This window comes from Pseudomonas weihenstephanensis (assembly GCF_016812185.1).
In the GTDB taxonomy this organism is placed as follows: Bacteria; Pseudomonadota; Gammaproteobacteria; order Pseudomonadales; family Pseudomonadaceae; genus Aquipseudomonas; species Aquipseudomonas weihenstephanensis.
This window is the reverse complement of record NZ_JAAEBV010000001.1, coordinates 540,935-566,452: the sequence shown is the minus strand read 5'-3', so window position 1 is coordinate 566,452 and position 25,518 is coordinate 540,935. Positions and strand designations below refer to the sequence as shown.

The 25,518-nt window shown below is 56.2% G+C and carries 22 protein-coding genes; 9 read left to right on the top strand and 13 right to left on the bottom strand.

Annotated elements, in window-relative coordinates; translation table 11 throughout:
- The first annotated feature begins 35 nt into the window (after positions 1-35).
- From odhB to GYN01_RS02390, 6 genes are all read left to right on the top strand, one after another.
- The gene (odhB, locus tag GYN01_RS02415) at positions 36-1,253 is read left to right on the top strand and encodes a 2-oxoglutarate dehydrogenase complex dihydrolipoyllysine-residue succinyltransferase (protein ID WP_203306542.1); all 1,218 of its coding nucleotides are present in this window, start codon (positions 36-38) and stop codon (positions 1,251-1,253) included.
- 106 nt (positions 1,254-1,359) lie between these two features.
- Entirely contained in the window at positions 1,360-2,796 is a 1,437-nt protein-coding gene (lpdA, locus tag GYN01_RS02410; RefSeq protein WP_048365275.1) for a dihydrolipoyl dehydrogenase, read from the top strand.
- A gap of 226 nt (positions 2,797-3,022) precedes the next feature.
- The gene (gene sucC, locus GYN01_RS02405) at positions 3,023-4,189 is read left to right on the top strand and encodes an ADP-forming succinate--CoA ligase subunit beta (protein WP_048365276.1); all 1,167 of its coding nucleotides are present in this window, start codon (positions 3,023-3,025) and stop codon (positions 4,187-4,189) included.
- A complete protein-coding gene (sucD, locus tag GYN01_RS02400) occupies positions 4,189-5,070 on the top strand; it encodes a succinate--CoA ligase subunit alpha (RefSeq protein WP_016780174.1) in 882 nt (293 codons plus the stop codon). The genes sucC and sucD overlap by 1 nt, the downstream gene beginning before the upstream one ends.
- Before the next feature lie 372 nt (positions 5,071-5,442).
- Positions 5,443-6,756 carry a branched-chain amino acid transport system II carrier protein gene (gene brnQ / locus GYN01_RS02395; RefSeq protein WP_048365277.1) on the top strand — a complete coding sequence of 438 codons (1,314 nt, stop codon included), beginning with the start codon at positions 5,443-5,445 and terminating at the stop codon, positions 6,754-6,756.
- Between the two features lie 149 nt (positions 6,757-6,905).
- Positions 6,906-7,646 carry a DUF599 domain-containing protein gene (locus GYN01_RS02390; RefSeq protein ID WP_048365278.1) on the top strand — a complete coding sequence of 247 codons (741 nt, stop codon included), beginning with the start codon at positions 6,906-6,908 and terminating at the stop codon, positions 7,644-7,646.
- A gap of 63 nt (positions 7,647-7,709) precedes the next feature.
- Here the strand turns inward: GYN01_RS02390 and GYN01_RS02385 are convergent, their stop codons facing one another.
- Positions 7,710-7,979, bottom strand: a complete 270-nt coding sequence (locus GYN01_RS02385) for a hypothetical protein (protein ID WP_048365279.1) — start codon at positions 7,977-7,979, stop codon at positions 7,710-7,712.
- A gap of 335 nt (positions 7,980-8,314) precedes the next feature.
- Here GYN01_RS02385 and htpG point away from each other — a divergent pair, with 335 nt between their 5' ends.
- Both htpG and GYN01_RS02375 read left to right on the top strand, forming a co-directional pair.
- Positions 8,315-10,219 (top strand): molecular chaperone HtpG, encoded by a 1,905-nt coding sequence (gene htpG / locus GYN01_RS02380; RefSeq protein ID WP_203306541.1) that lies wholly within the window; start codon positions 8,315-8,317, stop codon positions 10,217-10,219.
- A gap of 60 nt (positions 10,220-10,279) precedes the next feature.
- Positions 10,280-11,008 carry a dienelactone hydrolase family protein gene (locus GYN01_RS02375; RefSeq protein ID WP_048365281.1) on the top strand — a complete coding sequence of 243 codons (729 nt, stop codon included), beginning with the start codon at positions 10,280-10,282 and terminating at the stop codon, positions 11,006-11,008.
- A gap of 104 nt (positions 11,009-11,112) precedes the next feature.
- Here the strand turns inward: GYN01_RS02375 and trhP are convergent, their stop codons facing one another.
- Positions 11,113-12,465, bottom strand: coding sequence for a prephenate-dependent tRNA uridine(34) hydroxylase TrhP (gene trhP / locus GYN01_RS02370; protein ID WP_048398912.1), 1,353 nt, complete (start codon positions 12,463-12,465; stop codon positions 11,113-11,115).
- A gap of 161 nt (positions 12,466-12,626) precedes the next feature.
- Between trhP and GYN01_RS02365 the strand changes: the two genes are divergently transcribed.
- Positions 12,627-13,709 carry an AI-2E family transporter gene (locus GYN01_RS02365; protein WP_048365283.1) on the top strand — a complete coding sequence of 361 codons (1,083 nt, stop codon included), beginning with the start codon at positions 12,627-12,629 and terminating at the stop codon, positions 13,707-13,709.
- Here the strand turns inward: GYN01_RS02365 and GYN01_RS02360 are convergent.
- The 11 genes from GYN01_RS02360 to nuoI all read right to left on the bottom strand — a co-directional run bounded on the left by GYN01_RS02360 (position 13,706) and on the right by nuoI (position 25,514).
- Positions 13,706-15,805, bottom strand: a complete 2,100-nt coding sequence (locus tag GYN01_RS02360; RefSeq protein ID WP_048398914.1) for a TonB-dependent receptor family protein — start codon at positions 15,803-15,805, stop codon at positions 13,706-13,708. The genes GYN01_RS02365 and GYN01_RS02360 overlap by 4 nt on opposite strands.
- An 88-nt stretch (positions 15,806-15,893) precedes the next feature.
- Entirely contained in the window at positions 15,894-17,126 is a 1,233-nt protein-coding gene (locus tag GYN01_RS02355; protein ID WP_082149306.1) for a YcaO-like family protein, read from the bottom strand.
- 48 nt (positions 17,127-17,174) lie between these two features.
- A complete protein-coding gene (locus tag GYN01_RS22460; RefSeq protein ID WP_275296390.1) occupies positions 17,175-17,306 on the bottom strand; it encodes a hypothetical protein in 132 nt (43 codons plus the stop codon).
- 239 nt (positions 17,307-17,545) lie between these two features.
- Positions 17,546-18,544 (bottom strand): class I SAM-dependent methyltransferase, encoded by a 999-nt coding sequence (locus GYN01_RS02350; protein WP_082149307.1) that lies wholly within the window; start codon positions 18,542-18,544, stop codon positions 17,546-17,548.
- A 62-nt stretch (positions 18,545-18,606) separates the two neighbouring features.
- Positions 18,607-18,741 carry a hypothetical protein gene (locus GYN01_RS22455; protein ID WP_275296388.1) on the bottom strand — a complete coding sequence of 45 codons (135 nt, stop codon included), beginning with the start codon at positions 18,739-18,741 and terminating at the stop codon, positions 18,607-18,609.
- Between the two features lie 503 nt (positions 18,742-19,244).
- Complete coding sequence (gene nuoN / locus GYN01_RS02345) at positions 19,245-20,714, bottom strand: NADH-quinone oxidoreductase subunit NuoN (RefSeq protein WP_203306540.1); 1,470 nt, start codon at positions 20,712-20,714, stop codon at positions 19,245-19,247.
- A 7-nt stretch (positions 20,715-20,721) separates the two neighbouring features.
- Entirely contained in the window at positions 20,722-22,254 is a 1,533-nt protein-coding gene (nuoM, locus tag GYN01_RS02340; protein WP_203306539.1) for an NADH-quinone oxidoreductase subunit M, read from the bottom strand.
- 38 nt (positions 22,255-22,292) lie between these two features.
- Positions 22,293-24,146, bottom strand: coding sequence for an NADH-quinone oxidoreductase subunit L (gene nuoL / locus GYN01_RS02335; RefSeq protein ID WP_048365288.1), 1,854 nt, complete (start codon positions 24,144-24,146; stop codon positions 22,293-22,295).
- Positions 24,143-24,451 carry an NADH-quinone oxidoreductase subunit NuoK gene (nuoK, locus tag GYN01_RS02330; protein ID WP_048365289.1) on the bottom strand — a complete coding sequence of 103 codons (309 nt, stop codon included), beginning with the start codon at positions 24,449-24,451 and terminating at the stop codon, positions 24,143-24,145. The genes nuoL and nuoK overlap by 4 nt, the downstream gene beginning before the upstream one ends.
- 1 nt (position 24,452) lies before the next feature.
- Complete coding sequence (gene nuoJ / locus GYN01_RS02325; RefSeq protein ID WP_048365290.1) at positions 24,453-24,956, bottom strand: NADH-quinone oxidoreductase subunit J; 504 nt, start codon at positions 24,954-24,956, stop codon at positions 24,453-24,455.
- 9 nt (positions 24,957-24,965) lie between these two features.
- Complete coding sequence (gene nuoI / locus GYN01_RS02320; RefSeq protein ID WP_048365291.1) at positions 24,966-25,514, bottom strand: NADH-quinone oxidoreductase subunit NuoI; 549 nt, start codon at positions 25,512-25,514, stop codon at positions 24,966-24,968.
- Between the last annotated feature and the right edge of the window lie 4 nt (positions 25,515-25,518).

Genomic DNA, 25,518 nt, shown 5'->3' with positions numbered 1-25,518 from the left:
TTCGCGCACTGAACCGAATTAAAGGAACCACGAACATGGCTATCGAGATTAAAGCCCCAACTTTTCCGGAATCGGTTGCCGACGGCACCGTTGCCACTTGGCACAAGCAACCCGGCGACGCAGTAAAGCGTGACGACCTGATCGTTGATATCGAAACCGACAAGGTTGTGCTGGAAGTGCTGGCCACGGCTGATGGCGTGCTGGGCGCTATCGTCAAGAACGAAGGCGACACTGTTCTGTCCGACGAAGTGCTGGGTTCCATCGTTGAAGGCGGCGCTGCTGCCGCACCAGCCGCTCCAGCCGCTGGCGCTGCACCGGCTGCTGCACCTGCCCCTGATGGCGAAGACGATCCGGTTGCTGCTCCGGCTGCGCGCAAGATCGCTGAAGAAAACGGTATCAACATTGCTTCCGTTGCCGGTACTGGCAAAGGCGGTCGTGTGACTAAGGAAGACGTAGTCGCGGCTGTTGCTGCCAAAAAGGCCGCGCCTGCTGCTGCACCTGCCAAGGCCGCCGCGCCTGCCGCTGCTGCTCCGGTATTCGCTGCTGGCGACCGCGTTGAAAAACGTGTACCGATGACCCGCGTTCGCGCCACCGTGGCCAAGCGTCTGGTTGAAGCACAGTCGAACATGGCGATGCTGACCACCTTCAACGAAGTGGACATGACCGAAATCATGGCGCTGCGTTCGAAGTACAAGGACCTGTTCGAGAAGTCCCACAACGGCGTACGCCTGGGCTTCATGTCGTTCTTCGTTAAAGCGGCCACCGAAGCGCTGAAACGCTTCCCGGCGGTTAACGCTTCGATCGACGGTTCCGACATCGTTTACCACGGCTTCGCCGACATCGGTGTGGCTGTTTCCAGCGACCGTGGTCTGGTGGTTCCGGTTCTGCGTAACGCAGAACTGATGAGCCTGGCTGAAATCGAAGGCGGCATTGCCGCTTACGGCAAGAAAGCCCGTGACGGCAAACTGTCGATCGATGAAATGACCGGCGGTACGTTCACGATCACCAACGGTGGTACTTTCGGTTCGATGATGTCGACCCCGATTGTCAACCCGCCACAGGCTGCGATCTTGGGCATGCACAACATTCTTCAGCGCCCAATGGCAATCAACGGTCAGGTCGTTATCCGTCCGATGATGTATTTGGCTTTGTCTTACGATCACCGTTTGATCGATGGCAAAGAAGCTGTAAGTTTCCTGGTAGCAATCAAAAACCTGCTGGAAGATCCAGCGCGTCTGCTGCTGGATATCTGATAGAAGCAGCCCTGCGCTGCAAGTCTGGAGCCTTCAGTCGTTCGCGACCGGGTTCTGACTTGCAGCGGTCGGCTTGAAGCGTGTCGCTAAAAGAGGATTCTTTTACATGTCTCAGAAATTTGACGTTGTAGTGATTGGTGCGGGCCCTGGCGGCTACGTTGCAGCCATCAAGGCCGCGCAACTGGGCCTTTCGACTGCATGCATCGAAAAATACACCGACAAGGAAGGCAAACTGGCGCTGGGCGGTACTTGCCTGAACGTTGGCTGCATTCCATCCAAGGCGCTGCTGGACAGCTCCTGGAAGTATCACGAAGCTAAAGATGCGTTCGCCATTCACGGTATCACCACCGGTGAAGTGAACATGGACGTGCCAGCGATGGTCGGCCGCAAAGCCAACATCGTTAAAGGTCTGACTTCCGGCGTTGCCACCCTGTTCAAGGCGAACGGCGTTACTTCCCTGCAAGGCCACGGCAAACTGCTGGCCGGCAAGCGTGTAGAGCTGACCAAGCCAGACGGCAGCGTAGAAATCATCGAAGCCGAGAACGTGATTCTGGCCTCGGGTTCGCGTCCGATCGACATCCCGCCAGCACCTGTAGACAACAACGTCATCGTTGATTCGACTGGCGCACTGGAATTCCAGTCGGTGCCTAAGCGTCTGGGCGTGATCGGCGCAGGTGTTATCGGTCTGGAGCTGGGTTCGGTATGGTCCCGCCTGGGCGCCGAAGTGACTGTTCTGGAAGCGTTGGACACGTTCCTGATGGCAGCTGATGCTGCTGTGTCCAAAGAAGCCTACAAAACCCTGACCAAACAAGGTCTGGACATCAAGCTGGGCGCTCGCGTAACCGGTTCCAAGGTTAACGGCGACGAAGTCGTTGTGACCTACACCGATGCCAACGGCGAACAGACCATCACCTTCGACAAGCTGATCGTAGCGGTGGGTCGCCGTCCGGTGACCACTGAACTGCTGGCAGCTGACAGCGGTGTGACCATCGATGAGCGCGGTTTCGTGTTTGTTGACGATCATTGCGCCACCAGCGTTCCGGGCGTATTCGCCATCGGTGACGTGGTACGCGGCATGATGCTGGCTCACAAAGCGTCCGAAGAAGGCATCATGGTGGTTGAGCGCATCAAAGGTCACAAGACCGAGATGAACTACGACCTGATTCCATCGGTTATTTACACTCACCCGGAGATCGCGTGGGTCGGTAAAACCGAACAGGCCTTGAAAGCTGAAGGCGTTGAAGTTAACGTCGGCACCTTCCCGTTCGCAGCCAGTGGCCGTGCCATGGCAGCAAACGACACCGGTGGCTTTGTAAAAGTCATTGCTGATGCCAAAACTGACCGCGTACTGGGCGTCCACGTGATTGGCCCGAGCGCAGCAGAGCTGGTACAGCAGGGCGCAATCGGTATGGAATTCGGCACCAGTGCCGAGGATCTGGGCATGATGGTTTTCTCCCATCCAACCCTGTCCGAAGCGTTGCACGAAGCAGCGCTGGCAGTGAATGGCGGCGCCATCCACATTGCCAACCGTAAGAAACGTTAAGACCAGACAATAAGAAACCACGGCGGTTTGCCCGTCGTGAGCCTTGCTTGCAAGCCTCACCGCGGAACTTCCGCCGGACGCAGTCTTGTCTTTTGTCAAACAGGCCCGGCCCTGCTTTCGCGGGTGCTGGGGGTGTTGAAACAGCACAAGCAGCAGTCACAGGTGGTGCGGCACTAATAAAAGTGCAGCGCCGAATGCGCAGTACCTAACGAAGACGGTAAAAAGCATGAATCTTCACGAGTATCAGGGTAAGCAGCTGTTCGCTGAATACGGCCTGCCAGTATCCCAGGGTTATGCAGTAGACACCCCGGAAGCGGCCGCAGAAGCTTGCGACAAAATCGGCGGGACCGAATGGGTTGTAAAAGCTCAGGTTCACGCAGGTGGTCGCGGTAAAGCGGGCGGCGTAAAGCTGGTTCGCAGCAAAGAAGACGCTAAAGCGTTTGCACAACAGTGGTTGGGCAAGCGTCTGGTGACTTACCAGACTGATGCCAATGGTCAGCCGGTCACCAAGATCCTGGTTGAATCGTGCACTGATATCGCTAAAGAGCTGTACCTGGGCGCTGTCGTTGACCGTTCGAGCCGTCGCATCGTGTTCATGGCGTCCACCGAAGGTGGCGTGGACATCGAGAAAATCGCTCACGACACTCCAGAAAAAATTCTGAAAGCCACTATCGATCCACTGGTTGGCGCTCAGCCATTCCAGGGTCGCGAGCTGGCTTTCCAGCTGGGTCTGGAAGGCAAGCAAGTTGCTCAGTTTGCCAAGATCTTCGTAGGCCTGGCCAAGCTGTTCAAGGATCACGATCTGGCGTTGCTGGAAGTGAACCCGCTGGTTATCAAGACTGACGGCGACCTGCACTGCCTCGATGCAAAAATCAACATCGACGCAAACGCCATGTACCGTCAGCCCAAGCTGAAAACGTTCCACGATCCGTCGCAAGACGATCCGCGCGAAGCGCACGCTGCCAAGTTCGAACTGAACTACGTAGCGCTGGAAGGCAACATCGGCTGCATGGTTAACGGCGCTGGTCTGGCCATGGGCACCATGGACATCGTTAACCTGCATGGCGGCAAGCCAGCCAACTTCCTCGACGTTGGCGGCGGTGCTACCAAAGAACGCGTTACCGAAGCGTTCAAAATCATTCTGTCCGACAGCAATGTCGCCGCAGTACTGGTTAACATCTTCGGCGGCATCGTTCGTTGCGACATGATTGCCGAAGGCATCATCGGTGCAGTGAAAGAAGTCGGCGTGAAAATCCCGGTAGTTGTGCGCCTTGAAGGCAACAACGCTGATCTGGGCGCTAAAGTACTGGCAGAAAGCGGTTTGAACATCATCGCTGCTACCAGCTTGACCGACGCTGCTCAACAAGTTGTTAAAGCTGCGGAGGGCAAGTAATGAGCGTCCTGATCAATAAAGACACCAAAGTTATCTGCCAGGGCATCACTGGTTCGCAGGGCAGCTTCCACACCCAGCAAGCCATCGAATACGGCACCAAGATGGTGGGTGGCGTTACTCCGGGTAAAGGCGGCACCACTCACCTGGACCTGCCTGTTTTCAACACCGTGAAAGAAGCTGTAGCGGCCACTGGCGCAACCGCCAGCGTTATCTACGTACCGGCTCCTTTCTGCAAGGATTCCATCCTTGAAGCAGCATTCGGCGGCATCAAGCTGATCGTTTGCATCACCGAAGGCATTCCTACCCTGGACATGCTGGACGCTAAAGTTAAGTGCGACGAACTGGGTGTTACCCTGATCGGCCCTAACTGCCCGGGCGTTATCACGCCAGGCGAATGCAAGATCGGCATCATGCCAGGTCACATTCACTTGCCAGGCAAAGTAGGCATCGTGTCGCGTTCCGGCACCCTGACTTACGAAGCTGTTAAGCAAACTACTGACGCCGGTTTCGGTCAGTCGACTTGCGTAGGCATCGGTGGTGACCCGATCCCGGGTTCCAACTTCATCGACATTCTGAAGTTGTTCCAGGAAGACCCGAAGACCGAAGCGATCGTCATGATCGGTGAGATCGGCGGTTCGGCTGAAGAAGAAGCGGCTGCCTACATCAAGGCAAACGTGACCAAGCCGGTTGTTTCCTACATCGCTGGTGTGACTGCCCCTGCGGGCAAGCGCATGGGTCATGCGGGCGCAATCATCTCTGGCGGCAAGGGCACAGCAGACGAGAAGTTTGCTGCCCTGGAAGACGCAGGCGTTAAAACCGTGCGTTCGCTGGCAGACATCGGCAAGGCTCTGTCCGAGCTGACTGGCTGGGCAATCAAGTAAGCCTCTCGCTTAACTGATCGCTACACCAGGCAAAGGCCACCTTCGGGTGGCCTTTGTGCGTTTACAGATACCCTAAACTCGGCAGTCCCAGGTGATAGTTGCATAGGAAAACAAGAGTTCGCGGCATGGAAATCACACCGAACCAAATTTAGATGTCATTCAGGCGACAACTGCGTGCGTTCATCGGACAGAACGCCCTGCAACAGTGCGTTACAGGAAAAAACTCGGTAATCTGGCAGCCAAATCTGCGTACGCATCCCACAAGGAAGCCGCGCGCTAGACGGGTTGGACTTATACAGTTCGACAGCATTTCCCACATCCGCACGGGAAATTCCCCTCTAAATTCCGATTCAGTAGTGTGGTATTTCCGTAATGAAAGTATTGAAAGGCCAGGACATCTTGGCACTTGGGTTTATGACATTTGCCCTGTTCGTTGGGGCTGGCAACATCATTTTCCCGCCGATCGTTGGCCTGCAAGCCGGACCTAATGTCTGGATCGCTGCATTGGGCTTTCTGCTCACTGCGGTAGGCCTGCCGGTCATCACCGTTGTTGCCCTGGCCAAAGTCGGGGGTGGCATGGATGCACTTAGCAGCCCGATTGGTAAAATTGCTGGCGGTTTGCTGGCCGCTGTCGCGTATTTGGCGGTGGGGCCGTTGTTCGCCACGCCACGTACCGCCACGGTCTCGTTTGAAGTCGGCCTTGCGCCGTTGACCGGTGAAAGCCCGCTGGCGTTGTTTTTGTACAGCTCGGTGTACTTCCTGATCGTGTTCTTTGTGTCGCTGTACCCAGGCCGTCTGCTTGATACCGTGGGCCGTTTTCTGGCGCCCCTGAAAATCATTGCACTGGCGATTCTCGGTATTGCCGCTTTCGCTTTGCCCGCTGGTGACATTGGCGTGGCAACCCCGGAATACGTGGCAGCACCGTTCTCTCAAGGGTTCATCAATGGCTATCTGACCATGGACACCTTGGGCGCTTTGGTATTCGGCATCGTGATTGTTAACGCGATCCGTTCCCGTGGCGTTGAGTCACCCAAGCTGATCACCCGTTACGCCATCATTGCGGGCCTGATCGCAGGTGTGGGTCTGGCACTGGTTTATGTCAGCCTTTTCCGCCTCGGTGCTGGCAGTCACGAAGTGGCCGCGGGTGCAACCAATGGCGCGGCCGTTCTGCACGCGTATGTTCAACATACCTTTGGCTCGCTGGGCAGCGGTTTCCTGGCCGTACTGATTGCCTTGGCCTGTCTGGTAACGGCGGTCGGCCTGACCTGTGCGTGCGCTGAATACTTCAGCACCGTGCTGCCGCTTTCGTACAAGACGCTGGTGGTGATTCTGGCCGTGTTCTCACTGGGTGTGTCGAACCTGGGGTTGACGCAGTTAATCGCGTTCTCGATTCCGTTGCTGACCGCTATCTACCCGCCGTGCATCGTGCTGGTTGCGTTGAGCTTCTGCAAAGGTCTGTGGCATGCACAGGCGCGGATTGTGGGCCCGGTGATGCTGGTGTCGTTTATCTTCGGCTCGATTGATGCGCTCAAGGGCGCTGGCCTGGCTGAATGGATTCCGACCCGCCTGGCCAATATGCCTTTCAGCGAACAAGGTCTGGCGTGGCTGGTGCCGTCGCTGGTGGTCTTGCTCGGTGCATTCATTTGCGATCGCATGCTGGGTAAGCCTCAACAAGCGTTGGCTTAAGTGTTCAGCAAGCCAAAAGCTTGCACTGAATCAACAAAAATGCCCTGTATCAATTAGATACAGGGCATTTTTTATGGGCGTGTCTTTTTGCTGGGCAAAGCGTCGAACTCAGGTGCATAACGTTCACCTCACGCGCTTCGGGATATCCCATGTCGTTCATTCAGTCCAATTTGATCCATCTGCTGGCGGCTTTATGGTTTGTGGTGTGTTGGGGCGGCTACACCCGCTACGCGACCTTCAAAGCCCGGGACACCGCCTGCCTGGCCAGTGTGTTGCACCTGTACCGCAAAGACTGGATGCGCCGCATGCTGTTGCGGGACAACCGTATCGCCGATGCCAGCGTGATTGGCAATCTGGAGCGTAACGCATCGTTTTTCGCCTCCAGCACGTTGATTATTCTGGCGGGTATTTTGACAGTACTGGGCGCCTCGGAGCGCGCTGTGTCACTGCTGGCCGATATTCCGATGGTGCAGCAAGCCTCGCAGGGTATGTCAGAGATCAAGTTGCTGTGCCTGGCGCTGGTCTTCGTGTACGCCTTTTTCACGTTTAGTTGGTGCATGCGCCAATACAACTTTGCCGCGATTCTGATCGGCTCGGCACCGATGATCGGTGAGCGCGATGTGACGGAACAAGAACGCAAGGCATTTGCGCTACGCGCCGCCAAAGTGATTTCGATGGCCGCTAACCAGTTCAACTTTGGGCTGCGCGCCTACTATTTCGGCATGACCATGCTGGCCTGGTTTGTCAGCCCCTGGTTATTTATGTTGATGAGTGCAGGGGTCGTTGTGGTGTTGTATCGCCGCGAGTTTCATTCCGACGTACTGAGTGTGATGTTCTATACCCCGACTGAAGCGCCTGCGCCTGAATCCGCCAAGGATTCTGCCCTCTGAGCAAACAGCAGGCAGAGTAAAGCCCGCACGAAGCGGGCTTTCTTTTGCCGCCAGGTAAATGAATTACTTGGTAGCAGGTGCTGCTTCTGGAGCAGCCGGTGCAACTGGAGCTGCTTCTTCAGCAGCCGCTTTGTTCGACTCAGCCTGATCTTTAGCGGCTTCAGCGTTTTCTTTTGCAGCTTCGTTCACTTTGTCTTGTGCTTCATTCATTTTTTCTTGAGCTTGCTCAGCGTGCTGAGTAGCGTCTTGTGCTTTGTCTTCGGATTTTTTGTCGCAAGCAGCGAGACCGAGGGAAGCAGCCAACATCAAAGCAACAGCGAAAGTCTTACGCATGGGGTGTTTCTCCTTATTGAGTAGATCTACCGGCCGTTTGAGCACAGGCCAATAGCTTAAGTTCCTTGGGCGTGCAGATATATAAGTGCATGCCGCGCGCGGATTCTACGCAGTCCCCGGCTGCCAAGCCAAGCAGATTAATAAATGACCTGACGCCTACCCCGGATGCCTTGTTTAGAGCGTGTCGAGTCAGTGCTTCAACATTCTGTAAAAAGTAGTGGTGGGTTGTTTTGACGTGCGGCCTTGAATTTTCACCGTCAGCCCCAACTTTTATGACATCCCGCCGCCAACCCTCTAGGGCGTGGCACATGCCATCTAATTGGAGCTTTATAACAATGAGCGTGGACACTCAAAAAGAAACCCTGGGTTTTCAGACCGAGGTTAAACAACTGCTGCACCTCATGATCCATTCGCTGTACTCCAACAAGGAAATCTTCCTTCGCGAATTGATCTCGAACGCCTCCGACGCGGTCGACAAATTACGCTTTGAAGCGCTGTCCAAGCCAGAACTGCTGGAAGGCGGCGATGAACTGAAGATCCGTGTGAGCTTCGACAAAGATGCCAACACCGTCACCCTTGAGGACAACGGTATCGGCATGAACCGTGATGACGTGATTGCCCACTTGGGTACGATTGCGAAATCCGGCACAGCCGACTTCATGAAAAACCTCTCGGGCGATCAGAAGAAAGACTCGCACCTGATCGGTCAATTCGGTGTGGGCTTCTACTCAGCCTTTATCGTGGCGGACAAAGTGGATGTTTACAGCCGTCGTGCAGGTACACCTGCAAGCGAAGGCGTGCACTGGTCCTCCAAAGGCGAAGGCGAGTTCGAAGTCGCCAATATCGACAAGCCTGAGCGCGGCACCAAAATCGTTCTGCACCTAAAACCGGGCGAAGAAGAGTTCGCTGACGGCTGGCGTCTGCGCAATATCATCAAAAAGTATTCCGATCACATTGCCTTGCCGATCGAGTTGCCTAAAGAGCAGACCGTGGCTGAAGGCGAAGAAGTACCTGCGCTGGAATGGGAAACCGTCAACCGCGCCAGTGCTTTGTGGACCCGTCCTCGTACTGAAGTCAAAGACGAGGAGTATCAGGAGTTCTACAAGCACATCGCACACGACTTCGAGAACCCGCTGGCGTGGAGCCACAACAAGGTTGAAGGCAAGCTGGAATACAGCTCGCTGCTCTACGTTCCGGCCCGTGCACCGTTCGACCTGTACCAGCGTGAAGCGCCTAAAGGCCTGAAGCTGTACGTACAGCGTGTATTCGTTATGGATCAGGCTGAGTCGTTCTTGCCGCTGTACCTGCGTTTTATCAAAGGTGTAGTTGACTCCAACGACCTGTCGTTGAACGTGTCGCGTGAAATTCTGCAAAAAGACCCGATCATCGACTCCATGAAGTCCGCGCTGACCAAGCGCGTGCTCGACATGCTGGAGAAGCTGGCGAAGAACGAGCCGGAAAAATATCAGGGTTTCTGGAAAAACTTCGGTCAGGTGCTTAAAGAAGGCCCGGCTGAGGATTTCGCCAACAAAGAAAAAATCGCCAGCCTGCTGCGCTTTGCTTCGACCCACGAAGACGGTGGCGAGCAAACGGTTTCCCTGGCGCAGTATCTTGAGCGTGCCAAAGAAGGCCAGGACAAGATCTACTACCTGACCGGTGAAACCTACGCTCAGGTTAAAAACAGCCCGCACCTGGAAGTCTTCCGTAAAAAAGGCATCGAAGTGCTGCTGTTGACTGACCGTATCGACGAGTGGCTGATGAGCTACCTCAGCGATTTTGATGGCAAGTCGTTTGTAGACGTGGCCCGTGGCGATCTTGATCTGGGTAACCTGGACTCGGAAGAAGACAAGAAAGCCGCAGAAGAAGTCGCCAAGGCTAAGGAAGGTCTGGTTGAGCGGATCAAAGCTGCACTGGGCGAAAGCGTCAGTGAAGTACGCGTCTCGCACCGTCTGACTGACTCTCCAGCCATTTTGGCCATCGGCGAGCAGGACCTTGGCCTGCAAATGCGCCAAATCCTGGAAGCCAGTGGCCAAAAAGTGCCGGACTCCAAACCGATTTTTGAATTCAACCCGGCACACCCGCTGATTGAAAAACTGGATATGGAGCAGAGCGAAGAGCGTTTTGGCGACCTGTCGCACATCCTCTTCGACCAGGCGGCACTGGCAGCCGGTGACAGCTTGAAAGATCCGGCGGCTTATGTCCGTCGTCTAAATAAGTTGTTAGTTGAGTTGTCAGCGTAAGACGTCTATAAAAAACCCGCTTCGGCGGGTTTTTTTTTGTTTCGCATTCAGGAGTTTTCGATGGAATCAATAACGCTGCAACCGGTGGTCTATCAAATTGATGGCCAACCCTACGAAGGCCTTCTTGCCTATGACTCCAGCCGCGTCGATCCGTTGCCGGGGCTGCTGATGGCACCTAACTGGATGGGCATCAGTGATGGGGCCCAAGAGATTGCCAAGTCTGTGGCCGAGCAGGGTTATGTCGTATTGATTGCCGATTTGTATGGTCAAGGCATTCGCCCCGCCAATGCAGACGAAGCGGGCGCGGCGATGATGCCGCTGAAAAATGACCGTGCTTTGCTGCGCAAGCGCATGTGGGCGGCGTATGACACGTTGCGCAATACCTCGTTCGCCCAAGTCGACAGCAGCAAACTGGCGACGTTCGGCTTCTGCTTCGGCGGCTGTTGCTCACTGGAGCTGGCACGCGGCGGGGCGCCATTGAAAGCGGCGATCTCGTTCCACGGTTCTCTGGACACGCCCAACCCGATTGACGCCAACAGCATCAAGGGATCTGTGCTGGTTCTGCACGGGGCTGCTGACCCGTTGGTGCCGAACGAACAACTGCCTGCGTTCGAGGCAGAGATGACAGCGGCGGGGGTGGACTGGCAATTGACCAGTTACGGTGGCGCAGTGCACTCCTTTACAGATCCCCACGCCAACGTACCGGGCAAGATGATGTACGACGCCAGGACGGCAAAGCGTGCCTTTATCGCGATGCACAACTTGTTGGATGAAGTGTTCCGCGACTGAGCCTCTGACTCTTTTGCGCACAGGCATCACGTACCTTCCTCTGTAGGAGCCGCCGCAGGCTGCGATTGAGTGCGCAGCGCGTCAGCACCGACAGAGGTGTTTATTCAAGCCGGGCGTTCGAGGGTCTCGGTGACGGTCAAGTCGCGCATCAGCAGGGCATAGCGCAAATCCACTTGGTCCGGAATGGGCAGGTACACCGTGTGACCATCCCCCGGCGCCACTTGAATCGGCAAGCCTGCACTGTTGTGCAATTGGTCGAGATCAAAATGGTAATTGCCGCGCGGGGTCATCAATTCCAGATGATCAGCCAGGGCGAAGCGGTTTTTGACTTTGACCTCCGCCAGACCATTGCGACGCTCTCCGGTCAGCTCTCCGACAAATTGCTGGCGATGTGAAAGTGAACTGCCATGCAGGTAATTCTGGTATTCGTCATGCACATGGCGGCGCAAGAAACCTTCGGTATACCCACGCTGTGCCAATGATTCAAGGTCGGTCATCAGGCTGCGATCAAACTCACGTCCTGCCACCGCATCATCGATGGCCTTGCGGTACACCTGTGTCGCGCGAGCACAGTAAAAGTGCGACTTGGTGCGGCCCTCAATTTTCAGCGAGTGAACACCCATCTGCGTCAGGCGTGCGACGTGTTGCACCGCGCGTAGGTCTTTGGAGTTCATGATGTAGGTACCATGCTCGTCCTCAAAGGCAGCCATCGGCTCATCAGGGCGGTTTTCCTCATGCAGCACGAATACCTCATCCGTTGGCGCACCAATGCCCAGGGTCGGCTCTACCGGCGGTTCTACAATCTGCACCACATTGCCCAGTTCGTTCTCTGTGGCCGGTGTGGCCTCGTATTTCCAGCGGCACGCATTGGTGCAACTGCCCTGATTCGCGTCGCGCTTGTTCATGTAGCCGGACAACAGGCATCGGCCGGAGTAGGCCATGCATAGCGCGCCATGTACGAAAATCTCAAGCTCCATATCAGGGACTTTTTGGCGAATGTCTTCGATTTCTTCCAGTGACAGTTCACGCGACAAAATGATCCGGCTCAAGCCTTGTTGGTGCCAGAACTCAACACTGGCCCAGTTCACCGTGTTGGCCTGCACAGACAAGTGAATCGGCATCTGCGGGAAGTGTTTGCGCACCAGCATGATCAGGCCCGGGTCTGACATGATCAGCGCGTCCGGCGCCATCGCGATTACCGGCTCCAGATCCTTGAGGAACGTGCGTAATTTGGCGTTGTGCGGTGCAATGTTCACGACCACATAAAAACGTTTGCCCAGGGCTTGGGCTTCTTTGATGCCAACGGCCAGATGGTCATGGTCGAATTCGTTATTGCGCACCCGCAGGCTGTAGCGCGGCTGGCCTGCGTACACGGCATCGGCGCCATAAGCGAAGGCGTAACGCATGTTTTTCAGGGTGCCGGCGGGGGCGAGGAGTTCGGGCGGTGCAAGGGACATAGTCGAGCCATTCGCAAAAGGGCGCGATGGTAGTCGAGCTCAAACGGCGCAATGTTGATCTGGATCTATGCTTTATGCAGCAAAAATGGCACTCGGCGGTATATTGGCGGACTAAGCTGCGGCTAACCGATCAATTTGCGCCTTACCGACATGGACGGCATATGAACGAAACAAGTCTGCAACGTAAAACCCTGCTGTTATTGCTGGCGCTAGTCACCCTTGCTTTCATCTGGATTCTGTTGCCGTTTTATGGCGCAATTTTTTGGGCGGTTGCTCTCGGTATTTTGTTCGCGCCCTTGCAGCGCAAGTTGCTGCTCAAGTTCAGGGGGCGGCGTAATCTCGCCACATTTTCCACGTTGGGGATATGCACCGTCATCGCCATTTTGCCGGTGATTATCACCACGGCTTTACTGGTACAAGAAGTGGCCACGCTTTACAGCGATGTCCAAAGCGGCAAGATCAACGTCGCCAGCTACGTCATGCAGTTCAAGGACATTTTGCCGACGACTGTGCAGGACTGGCTGGATCGTTTTGGCCTGGGCAATATCGACGGCCTGAGCGAGAAAGTGTCCAAGGGCGCGCTGGAAGGCAGCCAGTTTTTCGCGACCCAAGTGTTCAGTTTCGGTCAGAGCACGTTTGAGTTGGTGGTGAGCTTTTTCATCATGCTCTACCTGTTGTATTTCTTTATTCGTGACGGCCAGCAAATGGTGCGCCTCATCCGCAATGCTGTGCCGTTGGCAGAGCAGCAAAAGCGCTTGTTGCAGCTTAAGTTGCGACGCGTGGTGCGGGCATCGGTCAAAGGCAATCTGGCAGTCGCCATTACTCAGGGTGCGTTGGGCGGGTTGATGTTCTGGTTTCTGGGCATCCACAGCTCGCTGTTCTGGGCGGTGTTGATGATGTTCCTGTCATTGCTGCCAGCCGTTGGAGCGGGAATCGTGTGGGCGCCGGTTGCGGTGTACTTTCTGGTCTCGGGCCAGATCTGGGAAGGTGTGGTGTTGACGCTGTACGGGGTATTAGTGATCGGTATGGTCGATAACGTATTGCGCCCGATCCTGGTAGGCAAAGACACCAAGATGCCGGACTTTCTTATCCTCATTTCAACGCTGGGCGGTATGGCGATCTTCGGCCTCAACGGCTTTGTGATCGGGCCGTTGATTGCCGCGTTGTTCCTCTCCAGCTGGGGGTTGTTCAGCGGTACACGCCGTAAAGTGCGACTGCCCGCTGATATCGAGCCGAACAATTAACGAAAGCTGTATGACACCCCGACATAAGCCCCCATGCCAACGCCTGGGGTTGAGCGCGCAGCGTCTTTGCCGTTGTCGTCATACCCTGGCGTGACCGTGGCAGCATAGCGCTGGTTAGTCAGGTTGCGCAGGTCCAGCCAGGTGCTCCAGTCTTGCTTGGGCGAGGCGTAACCCAGGCTGGCGCCAAACAGGGTGTATGACGAGGCGTAATACGAGTTGGCGTAATCCACGGCCATGCGCGAGGCCGCTTGGGTATTTACCCCGGCATAGAAACCTCGGGGGTGGTCGTATCGCACTTCGGCCTGATAGTAGTGCTGCGCGATACCGGGCAATGAATGACTGCCAAATCGTGCATCGTCGCGGTAATGGAAGTCACTGAAGGTGTAAGCCTGACGCAAAGACACCTTGCCGATCGCATCGTGCTCCCACAGCACGCTGTTCAGTCCCGCTTCGAACCCTTGGTGCACGGTCGGGCTGGCGTTGTACTCGCCGACAATGAGCGGCTCGACTTCAACCGTCAGCAATTCGTGACGCACAGCGGAGTAGTACCAGGCCAAATCCCACTGTCCGATCCAGGACTGGCCACGGGTGCCGAGTTCAAGCGTGGTTGCTGTTTGATTATTCATGGCGATGGGCGTGCTTTGACGACCGGTAGCCGGACCGCTACCGCCAGGGAATCGAGCAGGCGAACTCCAGATCAATGACCACGGGTGCGGTGGCTCAACCGAGCGGCTCAGGTTGCCGTACACCTGCACGTCTGGGCTGAGCTCATAACGCAGACCAATACGTGGCGCGTAGTCCCAATCATGCTGGCTCACTTTGCCACCGGTTTTGGGGTAACTCACGTCACTTTCGCGGCGGGTATAAATCAGCGCCATGCCGGTGGTCAACCACAGGTCAGGCATCAGTTCCAGATCGTTGCTGACGTGCAGCACGGTGTCTGACCCTTGATAGCTGAAGTCGCGCATTTGGGTGCCGGGCGCGTAGCTGGCTGTCGTGTCACGCGGGATGCGCACATATTCCGACGCACCGGTATTGGGTAAATGCCGGGTTGTACGCCAACCGACAGTGGTTGCGCTTTGAAGCCCGAACAACGTGTCACGCCGTTTATAGTTCAACGTGCCGCTGACGTCGGTGTAGGCCACCTTCAATCGATTGGGGCCTTCGCGCAGATCCATGGGGTAGTCGTGATAAACCACCCCCGCCTCCAGTTGCGAGTCGTCATCCAGATACATCGTGGTTTTGTTGGCCAGCCAGGTGCTACCCGGTTGTGGGCGTGAGTAGTCGCCGCTGACATACGCCGGATTGGCCGAGCGCGGGTGATGTTTGATCTGGTCTTGGGTCACACGACCTGCCAGTTCGTTATCCGTTTCGCGATAACGCAGGTAGAAGCGTGTCGCAAGTTGCGGGTTGAAGCGATAGCCGATGTTGGCCGCGATGCCTTTACTGCTGCCTCGCGTGTGATTCTGATAACCGTCAGTGTCGGAATCGGTCAGAGAAACGTAGTAATCAAGGTCTCCCAGTACCTGTCCTGTGCTGATCTGGCGTTTGCGATAACCATAACTGCCCGCTTCGTATCGCACTTGCAGCGGCGCAGCGTCGTAGCCCGTATGCGTCACGTAGTTGATGGAGCCACCCAATGCCAGCGAGCCGGCGCCGAATCCATTGGCGCCCCGCAGCACTTCGGCGCGGCTCAACCACAACGGTTCGAACAGTTCATAGGGCGTGCCGCCCGGGCCCGTCAGCGGCAGGCCGTCGAACATGACATAGAGGCCAGAACCGTGGGCGCCGGGCGCCCGGTTGATTGCGGAACCCCGCACCGACACTTTGGCGCCATCATTGCCCGCTGATTGAGCGTAGATACCGGGCTGGTAAGCCAATACATCAACGTTGCTGGCTGTGCGGCCGTTTTCGACGCGGGTTAAATCAATCAGGTTGCTGGCACCGGGCACTTCACGCATTGCCGACTGTGCGGCCTCCAGATCACTACTGTCTTCACTGCGCACCTGCACCTCGCTCAGTTCCAGCGCACTGCCATAGGCGGGGGCAGCGCAAGCAAGCGCCAAAGGTAGAAGTGAAGTAAAGGCGGAGCGCATTAACGGAGATTCCAGGTCGATTGGCGAGGGCGCGCCAGCCTATACAAGCCGAGAATCACTCGCAACTGTTAGCGCCGTACCGGTGGCCTTAACCATAAAGCTCATGCAGTTGAAGACCCCGTGCTTGTGGAATAACGACATTGCCACTGGTGACGATGTAAAACCGTTCCAGCCCCGGAATGACCACATTGGCCAGTGTCGTGCCCAGTGCGGTTTGGTACATGACGCTGACGCCCAGCTCTTTTTGGTGGCTGCGAATATCTTCGGCCAGCCTGCGAATATGTTCGGACACGGGCTGTTTGGGCTGAGCGACAGGCAGTTGCACGCAGTGAGTCACTGCACGTGCCAGCAGCTCGTCGGTGTCCAGTTGAAGGCAGCGCTGCAAACGGGGGAACGGTGCCAAGTGACAGTTTTGAAGACTCAGCAGCCGCGCAACGTCCGGCTGCTGCGCGGCCAATACCATTTGCGCCAACTCTGTTAACGCGCGAGTGGCTGCATGTTCAGGGCACAGCGAGGTACCGGAGCCGAACAGAGCGACAGGCCGGGTACACGGGACAGTAAAGGCAAGGTAGGTACGCGCCAAAAACTCACTGCTGATATCCAGCACGACGACTTGCGTGTTCAACTCCTTCTCTACATCGCTCCAGAGTTGGAACAGAGGCTCGTGGGCGGTAGGGCGCTTGAGCATGCGCAACGGCTGGTCATGTAAATAGTAAAAATGATGAAGCAGAAACAGCGACAGGGCATCGCGCTCCAGGCACTCATTGATGGCATGCAGAACTGCTTCGTTCCACGTTGCACCAATGGCGATGCCGCTGTTGCAGCAATAGCGTTTCAAACTGGCGTAGTTGAAGGTATCGCCGTGGGCGGGAGCCTCTGGGTAGCCTGGCAGGCTTAAGGCGAGCGGGTAGCAGAAGCTATGGTCATCCAATGGGCTGGTATAACGGCGGCAGGCAAGCGTTGAGTCCTGATCTTGGTAAATAACATCCAGTACGCTGTCATCGGATAAATAATCACGGCGGCTGAAGTGGTGTGCAGGTATTAGCTCTATCGGTGCTTCTTGGCCATGGAACTCGGTCAAGTAATGCTCCAGGGCCTCGAAGTACGCCCCTGTGCAGGCGGCTTCTTTGTAACCCTTGCCCGAGCCGCAGGTTTGGCGGCTCGCGTCTGAAGAACTCAAGAGCACGCGAGCATTGACGACCGTGTTGCCCGCGACGTGCAGTGTGCTGGAAAGGCCGAGGCTGGCCAGTTCTTGATGAATACGAACATGAGCATCAATCAATGAAAGTTCACGTTCATCAGGGGGCGAAAGTGCGCTCATGGAAGTCTCCGGTGAAGAAGGGCGTTTGCAACACCCTTCTTGCTGTGATTATACGGCGTTGAGTTCCGACTTTTCAGCGTCGGTAAGTTCGAGAGGCTCAAAAGAGGGGAGGCCTGTTTCAGTGTCGGCGGTATGTTGCTCTTTCAGTTTTTGTGCGTTCAGTGCCATGTAATAACCCATGTTATTAACCTCGTGGATTGTCGGAGTCAGGTGAGTTCGCGTGTGTCAGTAATGTCACGCGCAGGGCGCATGTAGGTAAGCGCTGATGGGTTGTCAAATGCGAGTTAAAGGCTAATAAGCCATTGATAATATTCTGTTCAGTGTCCGTGAGTTGTTGTGAGTGTTGCCCTCTGTGTGTTTAAAGTCAGGCGTGTAATCAGGGTGTTTACTGAGGTGGATGCTGCAAAAAAGTGCGGTGCTTATTTGAAAGTATCGGGTGTGTTTAAGGGGGGAAGGCGTTCTTTGTGAATACCTGGCTTTTTCATTACATAGAACTCAAACAGCTCAGTGTGGCCAGGGCGCGCAGCTAAAGACGATATCAGGCGTAACCCTAAAGCTTGAGCACTATTACGTACATTGATCAGGACCGGTGTATGGCCAAATACAATGAGCGTGGCACCAGGCTTGAGCAGGTTGCCCATATGTTTAAACAGACAGTGGGCGTCATCGCGGTGAATAACTTCCGCATTCAAAAAGCGCAGGATCAACACATCACACAGGCTTGCGAGTTGCGTCAGGCCAGCGTCCATGTGTTTGAAGACCAGCGCAGGAAACCGGTTGCGCGCGTGCTCGATCATGGTTGCAGACTGATCGGAGCCTATGCAGTGCGCTTCGGGAAAGGCTTGGGCTAAGGATCCAATGAACGTGCCGGTTGAACAGGCCGGATCGTAAATAACCATGCCGGGTTGGATCATGGGCCGTAAAAAAAAGGCGCAGTAGTCGCGAAAGTGCTGCTCGTCGTTGTCGAGTTGTCCCGCCAGTTGTGGGGTACAGGCCCATTGCTCCTGCGAGAGCGTGCACTCCTGTCCGGCGCTATCAAGTAAGGGGAAAGGAAAATAAACCTCGCTGTCAGGGTATTGAATAGCAGCGTGGAAAAGATCATGCCTTTGACTGTCTTCGAGTGAAATGAAATGCACAGCCAAACCATTATTGGTGTATGCGATGCTTAAAAGCTGCCCTAGAAGTTGTGACGGATTTAGGCAACTTGATTGATACCACCCGCGTTCGTCTGAGTGGGATAAAAGTTTACGTCCTACGTAGGTCACATCATGTACTGATAAGAAGAACAGGTTGTTTAATTCAGGTCCTGGCGGTGAGTTAAAGCGAAAGGCTTGCCTCGGTCTATTGCTGATGGCTTGAAATTGCCGTGTCAGTGAAACTTCATTGGCCAGTAGATTGCAGTTAACCGAATCAGGCATTGTCTTCCCCTTGCCGTGTGAGGTTTGCGAGAGGGAAAAGCGATGTGCTTTTCCCTCTGGGATTACACGATGTTTAACTCGGCTTTTTCGTCTTCGCTGAGCTGTAATGCTTCAATTCGTTGTTCTTCGGTTTCAGCGTGTTGAAGTTCACTGTCGGGAAGTTCGGCCCCGATGAAGCCGCGTACCATATAGCCCATGATGAATTACCTTTTTGTTAGAAGTAGTGAAGGGGGGGTTAAGGTGACTCTTTCAAGTTGCGGGATCAATTTATGGCGGTGAAGAATGGGTGTCAATGCAAGGGTGGGTGTGCCTGCTGAAGGATTAAGAAGTGCGTTGACTTATCTGCACATATTTACAAATGTTTATAGCGTTGACACGCCGAACTATTAAACAGTGAGGCGCGGATGTTGATGTAGGCAGCCTGTGGCCGGGGCCCGTTGGGGTAGGGGGTGCATACAGATAGGAAGCGCTGATACGACTGGCGGGGTTGCGGTTTTAAACGCGTGGCCTGGATCGCAAGAACAGGTGGGACAACGCAAGGCAATTTAGTGATTTGAGGGTTTATCGATCTCTACAAAAGGATGCGTCTTGGTCGAGAGAGGGGCTGTACCCGGTGAAGCGGGTGTGTGAGCCTGACCGTGAGCAAAAAAATACCCCGTGAAAGCCAGGCTTTCACGGGGTATGGGTCAACCACGACTGTTTAGCCCATAAGGCCCAAGGTTGCGCGTTGTACAAGTTCCAGCATCGGCTGCGGGTACACGCCCAGGAAGAACACCAGTACCGAAACCGCCAGCAGCATGACGCCGCCTGCTTTCTGCTCCCAGTTCAGCGGAGCGTCGTGGCGATGCAATTTTGGTTCAACCAGATACAGGGTCACCATCACACGCAGGTAGTAGAACACGCCGATGGCGCTGCCCAGGATCAAGGACGCTACCAGCCACCATTGATGAGCCTCAACACCTGTCGCGATGATGTAGAACTTGCCGATAAAGCCTGCGGTCAGCGGGATGCCAGCCAGCGAGAGCATCATCACGGTCATCACCGCGGTCAGGTACGGACGGCGCCAGAACAGGCCGCGGTACTCGTACAGCGCATCGGCGTCACGGCCTTTGTACGGCGAGGACATCAGGGTGATCACACCGAATGCACCCAGGCTGGTGAGCACGTAGGTGATCAGGTACACACCGATGGCTTCCATGGCCATGCCTTTGCTCGCCACGAGGGCGATCAGCAGGTAGCCGAAGTGAGCGATGGAGGAGTAACCCAGCAGACGCTTGAGGTTGTTCTGGGTCAGGGCCAGCAAGTTACCAAACAGGATCGAAGCAATCGCGATCACGGTCAGCACATCGCTCATCACCCCCGTCGTGGCCGACGGAGTGATTTGGAACAGACGCACCATTACCGCAAACACGGCCACTTTCGACGCAGTCGCCAGGAACGCAGCCACTGGTGCCGGAGCACCTTCGTACACGTCCGGCGTCCACAAGTGGAAAGGTACCAGCGACAGTTTGAATGCCAGGCCGACCAGCATCATACCAAGACCCAGCTGGGCCAATGGCGCAGGTACGCCAGTGGCTGCCAGAGCCTGACCGACACCGCTGAAGCTCAGGCTACCGGCTTCGGCGTATAGCAAAGCCATACCAAACAACAGGAACGCAGAACCGGCGGCCGACAGCACCATGTACTTGATACCGGCTTCCAGCGAACGCTTGTTGAAGAAGGCATAAGCCACCAGACCGTAAACCGGCACCGACAGCAGCTCCAGGCCGATAAACAAACCAGCCAGATGTTGTGCGCTGACCAGAACAATACCGCCGGTCGCAGCCAGCAGCATGAGCAGGTACAGCTCTTCGCGATTGCCCGGATAACCCGTGCCGCCTTCGCCCAGATAGGCGTGAGCCAACGTGACACAGGCCAACGTCGCGGCCAGAATCAGCCCGATGTAGAGATAGGCGAAGTTGTCCATCATCAACAGCGGGGTGACTGCCAGTGGCGCGACTTTCAACGCCGGGAAAATCGACAGCAGGGCCAGGTTAAGCCCCGCCACCGAGAGCAGGAAGGTTTGCGAGTGGTTGCGGCGCCACGCGATTGCCAGCATCACCACCACAACGGTGAGGCTGGTAATCAGCAGCGGAGCAAGCGCGATAAAGTGTTGGATCGTGAATTCCATAGCGCTCTTACCGGGCCGAAGCGAGTTGAGTGAAGGCGGTGCCGATCCATTGCTGCACGCCATTCATGGTGGCAGCCGAGGTATCGAGGAACGGTTGTGGGTACACGCCGATGAAAATCAGCAGTACCGCCAGACCGAGCACCATGATCAGTTCACGTGCATCCATACCGGTCAGTACAGCGTCCGATTTGGAAGGGCCGAAATAGGCGCGGTGAATCATGATCAGCGAGTAGACCGAACCAAACACCAGACCGGTCGTTGCAATCGCCGTGACCCAAGGGAAGTGTGCAAACGAGCCCATCAGAATCAGGAACTCACCGACGAAGTTACCGGTGCCCGGCAAGCCCAGCGAAGCGGCCGCGAAAAACAGACTGATGGCCGGCAAGTAAGCGATCTTGGACCACAGTCCACCCATTTCACGCATGTCGCGGGTGTGCAGACGTTCGTACAGTTGACCGCTGAGGATAAACAGCGCGGCTGCCGAAACACCGTGGGCCAACATCTGGATCACCGCGCCTTGAAGGGCCAGCAGGCTACCGGAGTAGATACCGATCAGTACAAAGCCCATGTGCGAAACGCTGGAGAAAGCGATCAGACGCTTGATGTCGGTTTGTGCGAAGGCCAGGAACGCACCGTAGAAAATCCCGATCAGACCCAGGGTCATGGCAATCGGCGCAAACTCGGCCGACGCATTCGGGAACAGCGGCAAGGCAAAACGCAGCAGACCATAGGCAGCGGTCTTCAACAGGATACCGGCCAGATCGACCGAGCCTGCGGTAGGCGCCTGTGCGTGAGCATCCGGCAGCCAGGAGTGGAACGGCACAACCGGCAGCTTCACGGCAAAGGCAATGAAGAAGCCGAGCATCAGGATGTACTCGGTGGTGAGCGACATCTTGGTTTTTAACAACTCGGCGTAGCTGAAGGTAATGACGCCGGTGTTGTTGAAGTTGACCAGTACCAGGCCCAGGATCGCCACCAACATGATCAGACCTGAGGCCTGAGTGAAGATGAAGAACTTGGTGGCGGCGTAGATACGGGTTTTCTTGCCGTCGGATGAACTGTGACCCCAGAGCGCAATGAGGAAGTACATCGGTACCAGCATCATTTCCCAGAAGAAGAAGAACATGAACAGGTCGATGGCGAGGAACACGCCCACTACACCGCCCAGGATCCACATCAGGTTCAGGTGGAAGAAGCCCACGTGACGCTGAATTTCTTTCCAGGAGCACAACACCGACAGCACACCGAGCAAGCCGGTGAGCAGGATCATCAGCAGCGACAGGCCATCGAGTGCCAGGTGCACACTGATGCCGAAGCGTTCGATCCAGGTGTGCTGGAACTCAAGCGCCCAGGTCGGAGCGACGCCGGGGTTGGGTGCCAGTGAATAGTTACCTTGAGACCACAGCCAAAGGCCGAGGGCAAGTTCAAGGGACATGGTCAGCAATGCAATCCAGCGGGGCAGGGTGGAGCCGAAACGCTCACCCAGCCAGCACAGGAGGCCGCCGATAAAGGGGATCAGGATTAGCCAAGGCAGAATCATGACGGGCTCAATTCCTTTCGCAAAGTCGAAGGTTCATATCAGACCGCTACCAGTACGATGGCGCCCATGACCAGTACAGCACCGGCGGCCATGGATGCAGCGTACCAACGCAGTTGACCGGTTTCGCTGCGGCTCAGGGCGTTATGCCCGGCCTTGGCCATCTTCGGGATCAAACCAATGGTCTGGTCCAGAGGATCCTTGGCCAGCAAGCGGCAGATCAACAGGTACGGTTTGACGAACAGTTTGTCGTACAGCCAGTCGAAGCCCCAGGCTGCGAACCACCAGGCAGACAGGAAGCGACCGATGCCGCTGTTGGCGACGGCGGTGACAAAGCTACGCTTGCCCAAGTACAGCAGGGCGGCGAGCAGGATACCGGCCAGGGCAATGGCACCCGAGGCGATTTCGAGGCTGTGCTTGGCTTCACCGCCCGCGTGGCCAACGCTTTGTGGCAGAACACCGGCCAGTGGCGGGGTGATCATGGCGCCGATGAAAGTCGACAGTACGATCAACACGCTCAATGGCAGCCAGTAGGTCACGCCGTGGCCTGCGTGAGCTTGGGTCTTGGCTTCGCCGTGGAAGGTGACGAAGATCAGGCGGAAGGTGTACAGCGAGGTCATGAACGCACCCACCAGACCGGCATACAGCAGCTCGTTGTTACCGCTGGCGAAGGCTTCCCAAAGAATTTCGTCCTTGGAGTAGAAGCCGGCCGTCAGCAATGGCAAGGCAGACAGCGCCGCGCCACCGACGATAAAGCTGGCGTAGGCCAGAGGCAGTTTTTTCCACAGGCCGCCCATCTTGAAGATGTTCTGCTCGTGATGGCAGGCAACGATCACTGCGCCGGAGGCAAGGAACAGCAGGGCCTTAAAGAAGGCATGGGTCATCAGGTGGAAGATCGCGCCGTCCCAGGCACCCACGCCCAGCGCCAGGAACATGTAGCCGATCTGGCTCATGGTCGAGTAGGCGAGGATACGTTTGATGTCGGTTTGCACCAGTGCCGCAAAACCTGCCAGCACCAGGGTCACACCGCCGACAATGCCCACCAGGTGCAGCACATCAGGCGCCAGCGTGAACAGGCCGTGGGTACGGGCAATCAGGTAAACACCGGCCGTAACCATGGTTGCAGCGTGGATCAGTGCCGACACCGGCGTCGGACCAGCCATCGCGTCTGCCAACCAGGTTTGCAGGGGCAGTTGGGCCGATTTACCGACCGCGCCGCCCAGCAGCATCAGGGTCGCGAGAACGATCCAGAAATCGCCGGCCTTGAACTTGATCGGGGCCTGAACCAGCAGCTCTTGAATGTTCAATGTGCCCAGTTGCTGGAACAGGATGAACAGGCCGATGGCCAGAAACACGTCGCCGATACGGGTCACGATAAAGGCTTTGAGTGCGGCGTTACCGTTGTTGCGGTTGCTGTAGTAGAAACCGATCAACAGGTATGAACACAGGCCTACGCCTTCCCAGCCGAAGTACACGAACAACAGGTTATCGGCCAGGATCAGGAACAGCATGCTGGCAATAAACAGGTTGGTGTAGGAGAAGAAGCGCGAGTAGCCGTCTTCACCGCGCATGTACCACGAGGCGAAGACGTGGATTAGAAAGCCTACACCGACGACAACGCCGAGCATGGTGACTGACAAACCGTCCAGGTGCAGGGCGAAGTTGGCCTTGAAATCACCGGCCGCCATCCACTGCCACAGCACTTGCGTGTACTGACCGCCCTCAGGCGGCGCCACGTTGAATTGCCAGATCACATACGCGGCCACGATGGCTGACAGGCCAATGGAGCCGACGCCGATCAGGGCCGAGAGGTTTTCGCTGAAGCGTCCTCGGGAGAACGACAACAACAAAAAGCCGATCAGGGGGAATACGAAAGTCAGAAAGAGAAGGTTCATCCGCGCATCTCACTGGCAGCATCGATATCAAGCGTGTGGAAGCGGCGATACAGTTGCAGCAGGATCGCTAGGCCAATACTGGCCTCGGCCGCTGCCAGGGTGATCACCAGGATGAACATCACTTGCCCATCCGGCTGCGCCCAACGTGCACCCGCCACAATGAACGCCAGTGCAGCGGCGTTCATCATGATTTCCAGACTCATCAACACGAAGAGAATATTACGGCGAACCATCAGTCCAACCAGACCGAGGCAGAACAGGATGCCCGCGACTGCGAGACCATGTTCGAGAGGTATTGATGGCATGTTATTGCTCCTTCGCCTCAGTGCGGCCCAAGTGGAACGCCGTCACGGCTGCGGCAAGCAACAGCATCGAGGCGAGTTCGACCACTAGCAGATACGGGCCGAACAGGCTGACGCCCACGGCTTTTGCATCGATGGTGGTTTGACCGATTGCGGCACCGCTCGACTGGGCGAACAGCACGTACAGCAGTTCGGCCAGCAGGATGGCGGACAGAATGCTCGGTCCGACCCAGATACCGGGCTTGAGCCAATGGCGCTCCTGAGTCACCGAGGCCGGGCCTTGGTTGAGCATCATCACCACAAACACGAACAGCACCATGATGGCACCGGCGTAGGCGATCACTTCGAGCACACCGGCAAAGGGTGCACCGAGGCTGAAGAATGTCATCGCCACGGCAATCAGCGAAATAATCAGGTAGAGCAGGGCGTGCACAGGGTTGGTGTTGGTGATCACGCGTAGCGTGGACACGACAGCGACACCCGATGCGAAATAGAAAGCGAATTCCATCGTTCTTCCTTAAGGCAGCAAGCTCTTCACGTTGATCGGTTCGGCTTCGTTCTGAGCAGCACCTTTCGGTTTGCCCTCAACGGCCATACCCGCAACACGATAGAAGTTGTAATCAGGGTTCTTGCCCGGCCCTGCGATCAGCAAATCTTCTTTTTCGTACACCAGATCCTGGCGTTTGAACTCGGCCATCTCGAAATCCGGTGTCAACTGGATCGCGGTGGTCGGGCAGGCTTCCTCACACAGGCCGCAAAAAATGCAGCGTGAGAAGTTGATGCGGAAAAACTCCGGGTACCAACGGCCATCTTCGGTTTCGGCTTTTTGCAGCGAGATGCAGCCCACCGGGCACGCGACGGCGCACAGGTTACAGGCTACACAGCGCTCTTCGCCGTCCGGGTCGCGGGTCAGGACAATACGGCCACGGTAGCGCGGTGGCAGATAGACCGGCTCTTCGGGGTATTGCAGCGTGTCACGCTTGCGGAAGGCATGGCCAAACACCATCACCAAGCTGCGAAGCTGGGTGTAGGTGCCATGCACGATGTCAAACAGATACTTGAACATGGGT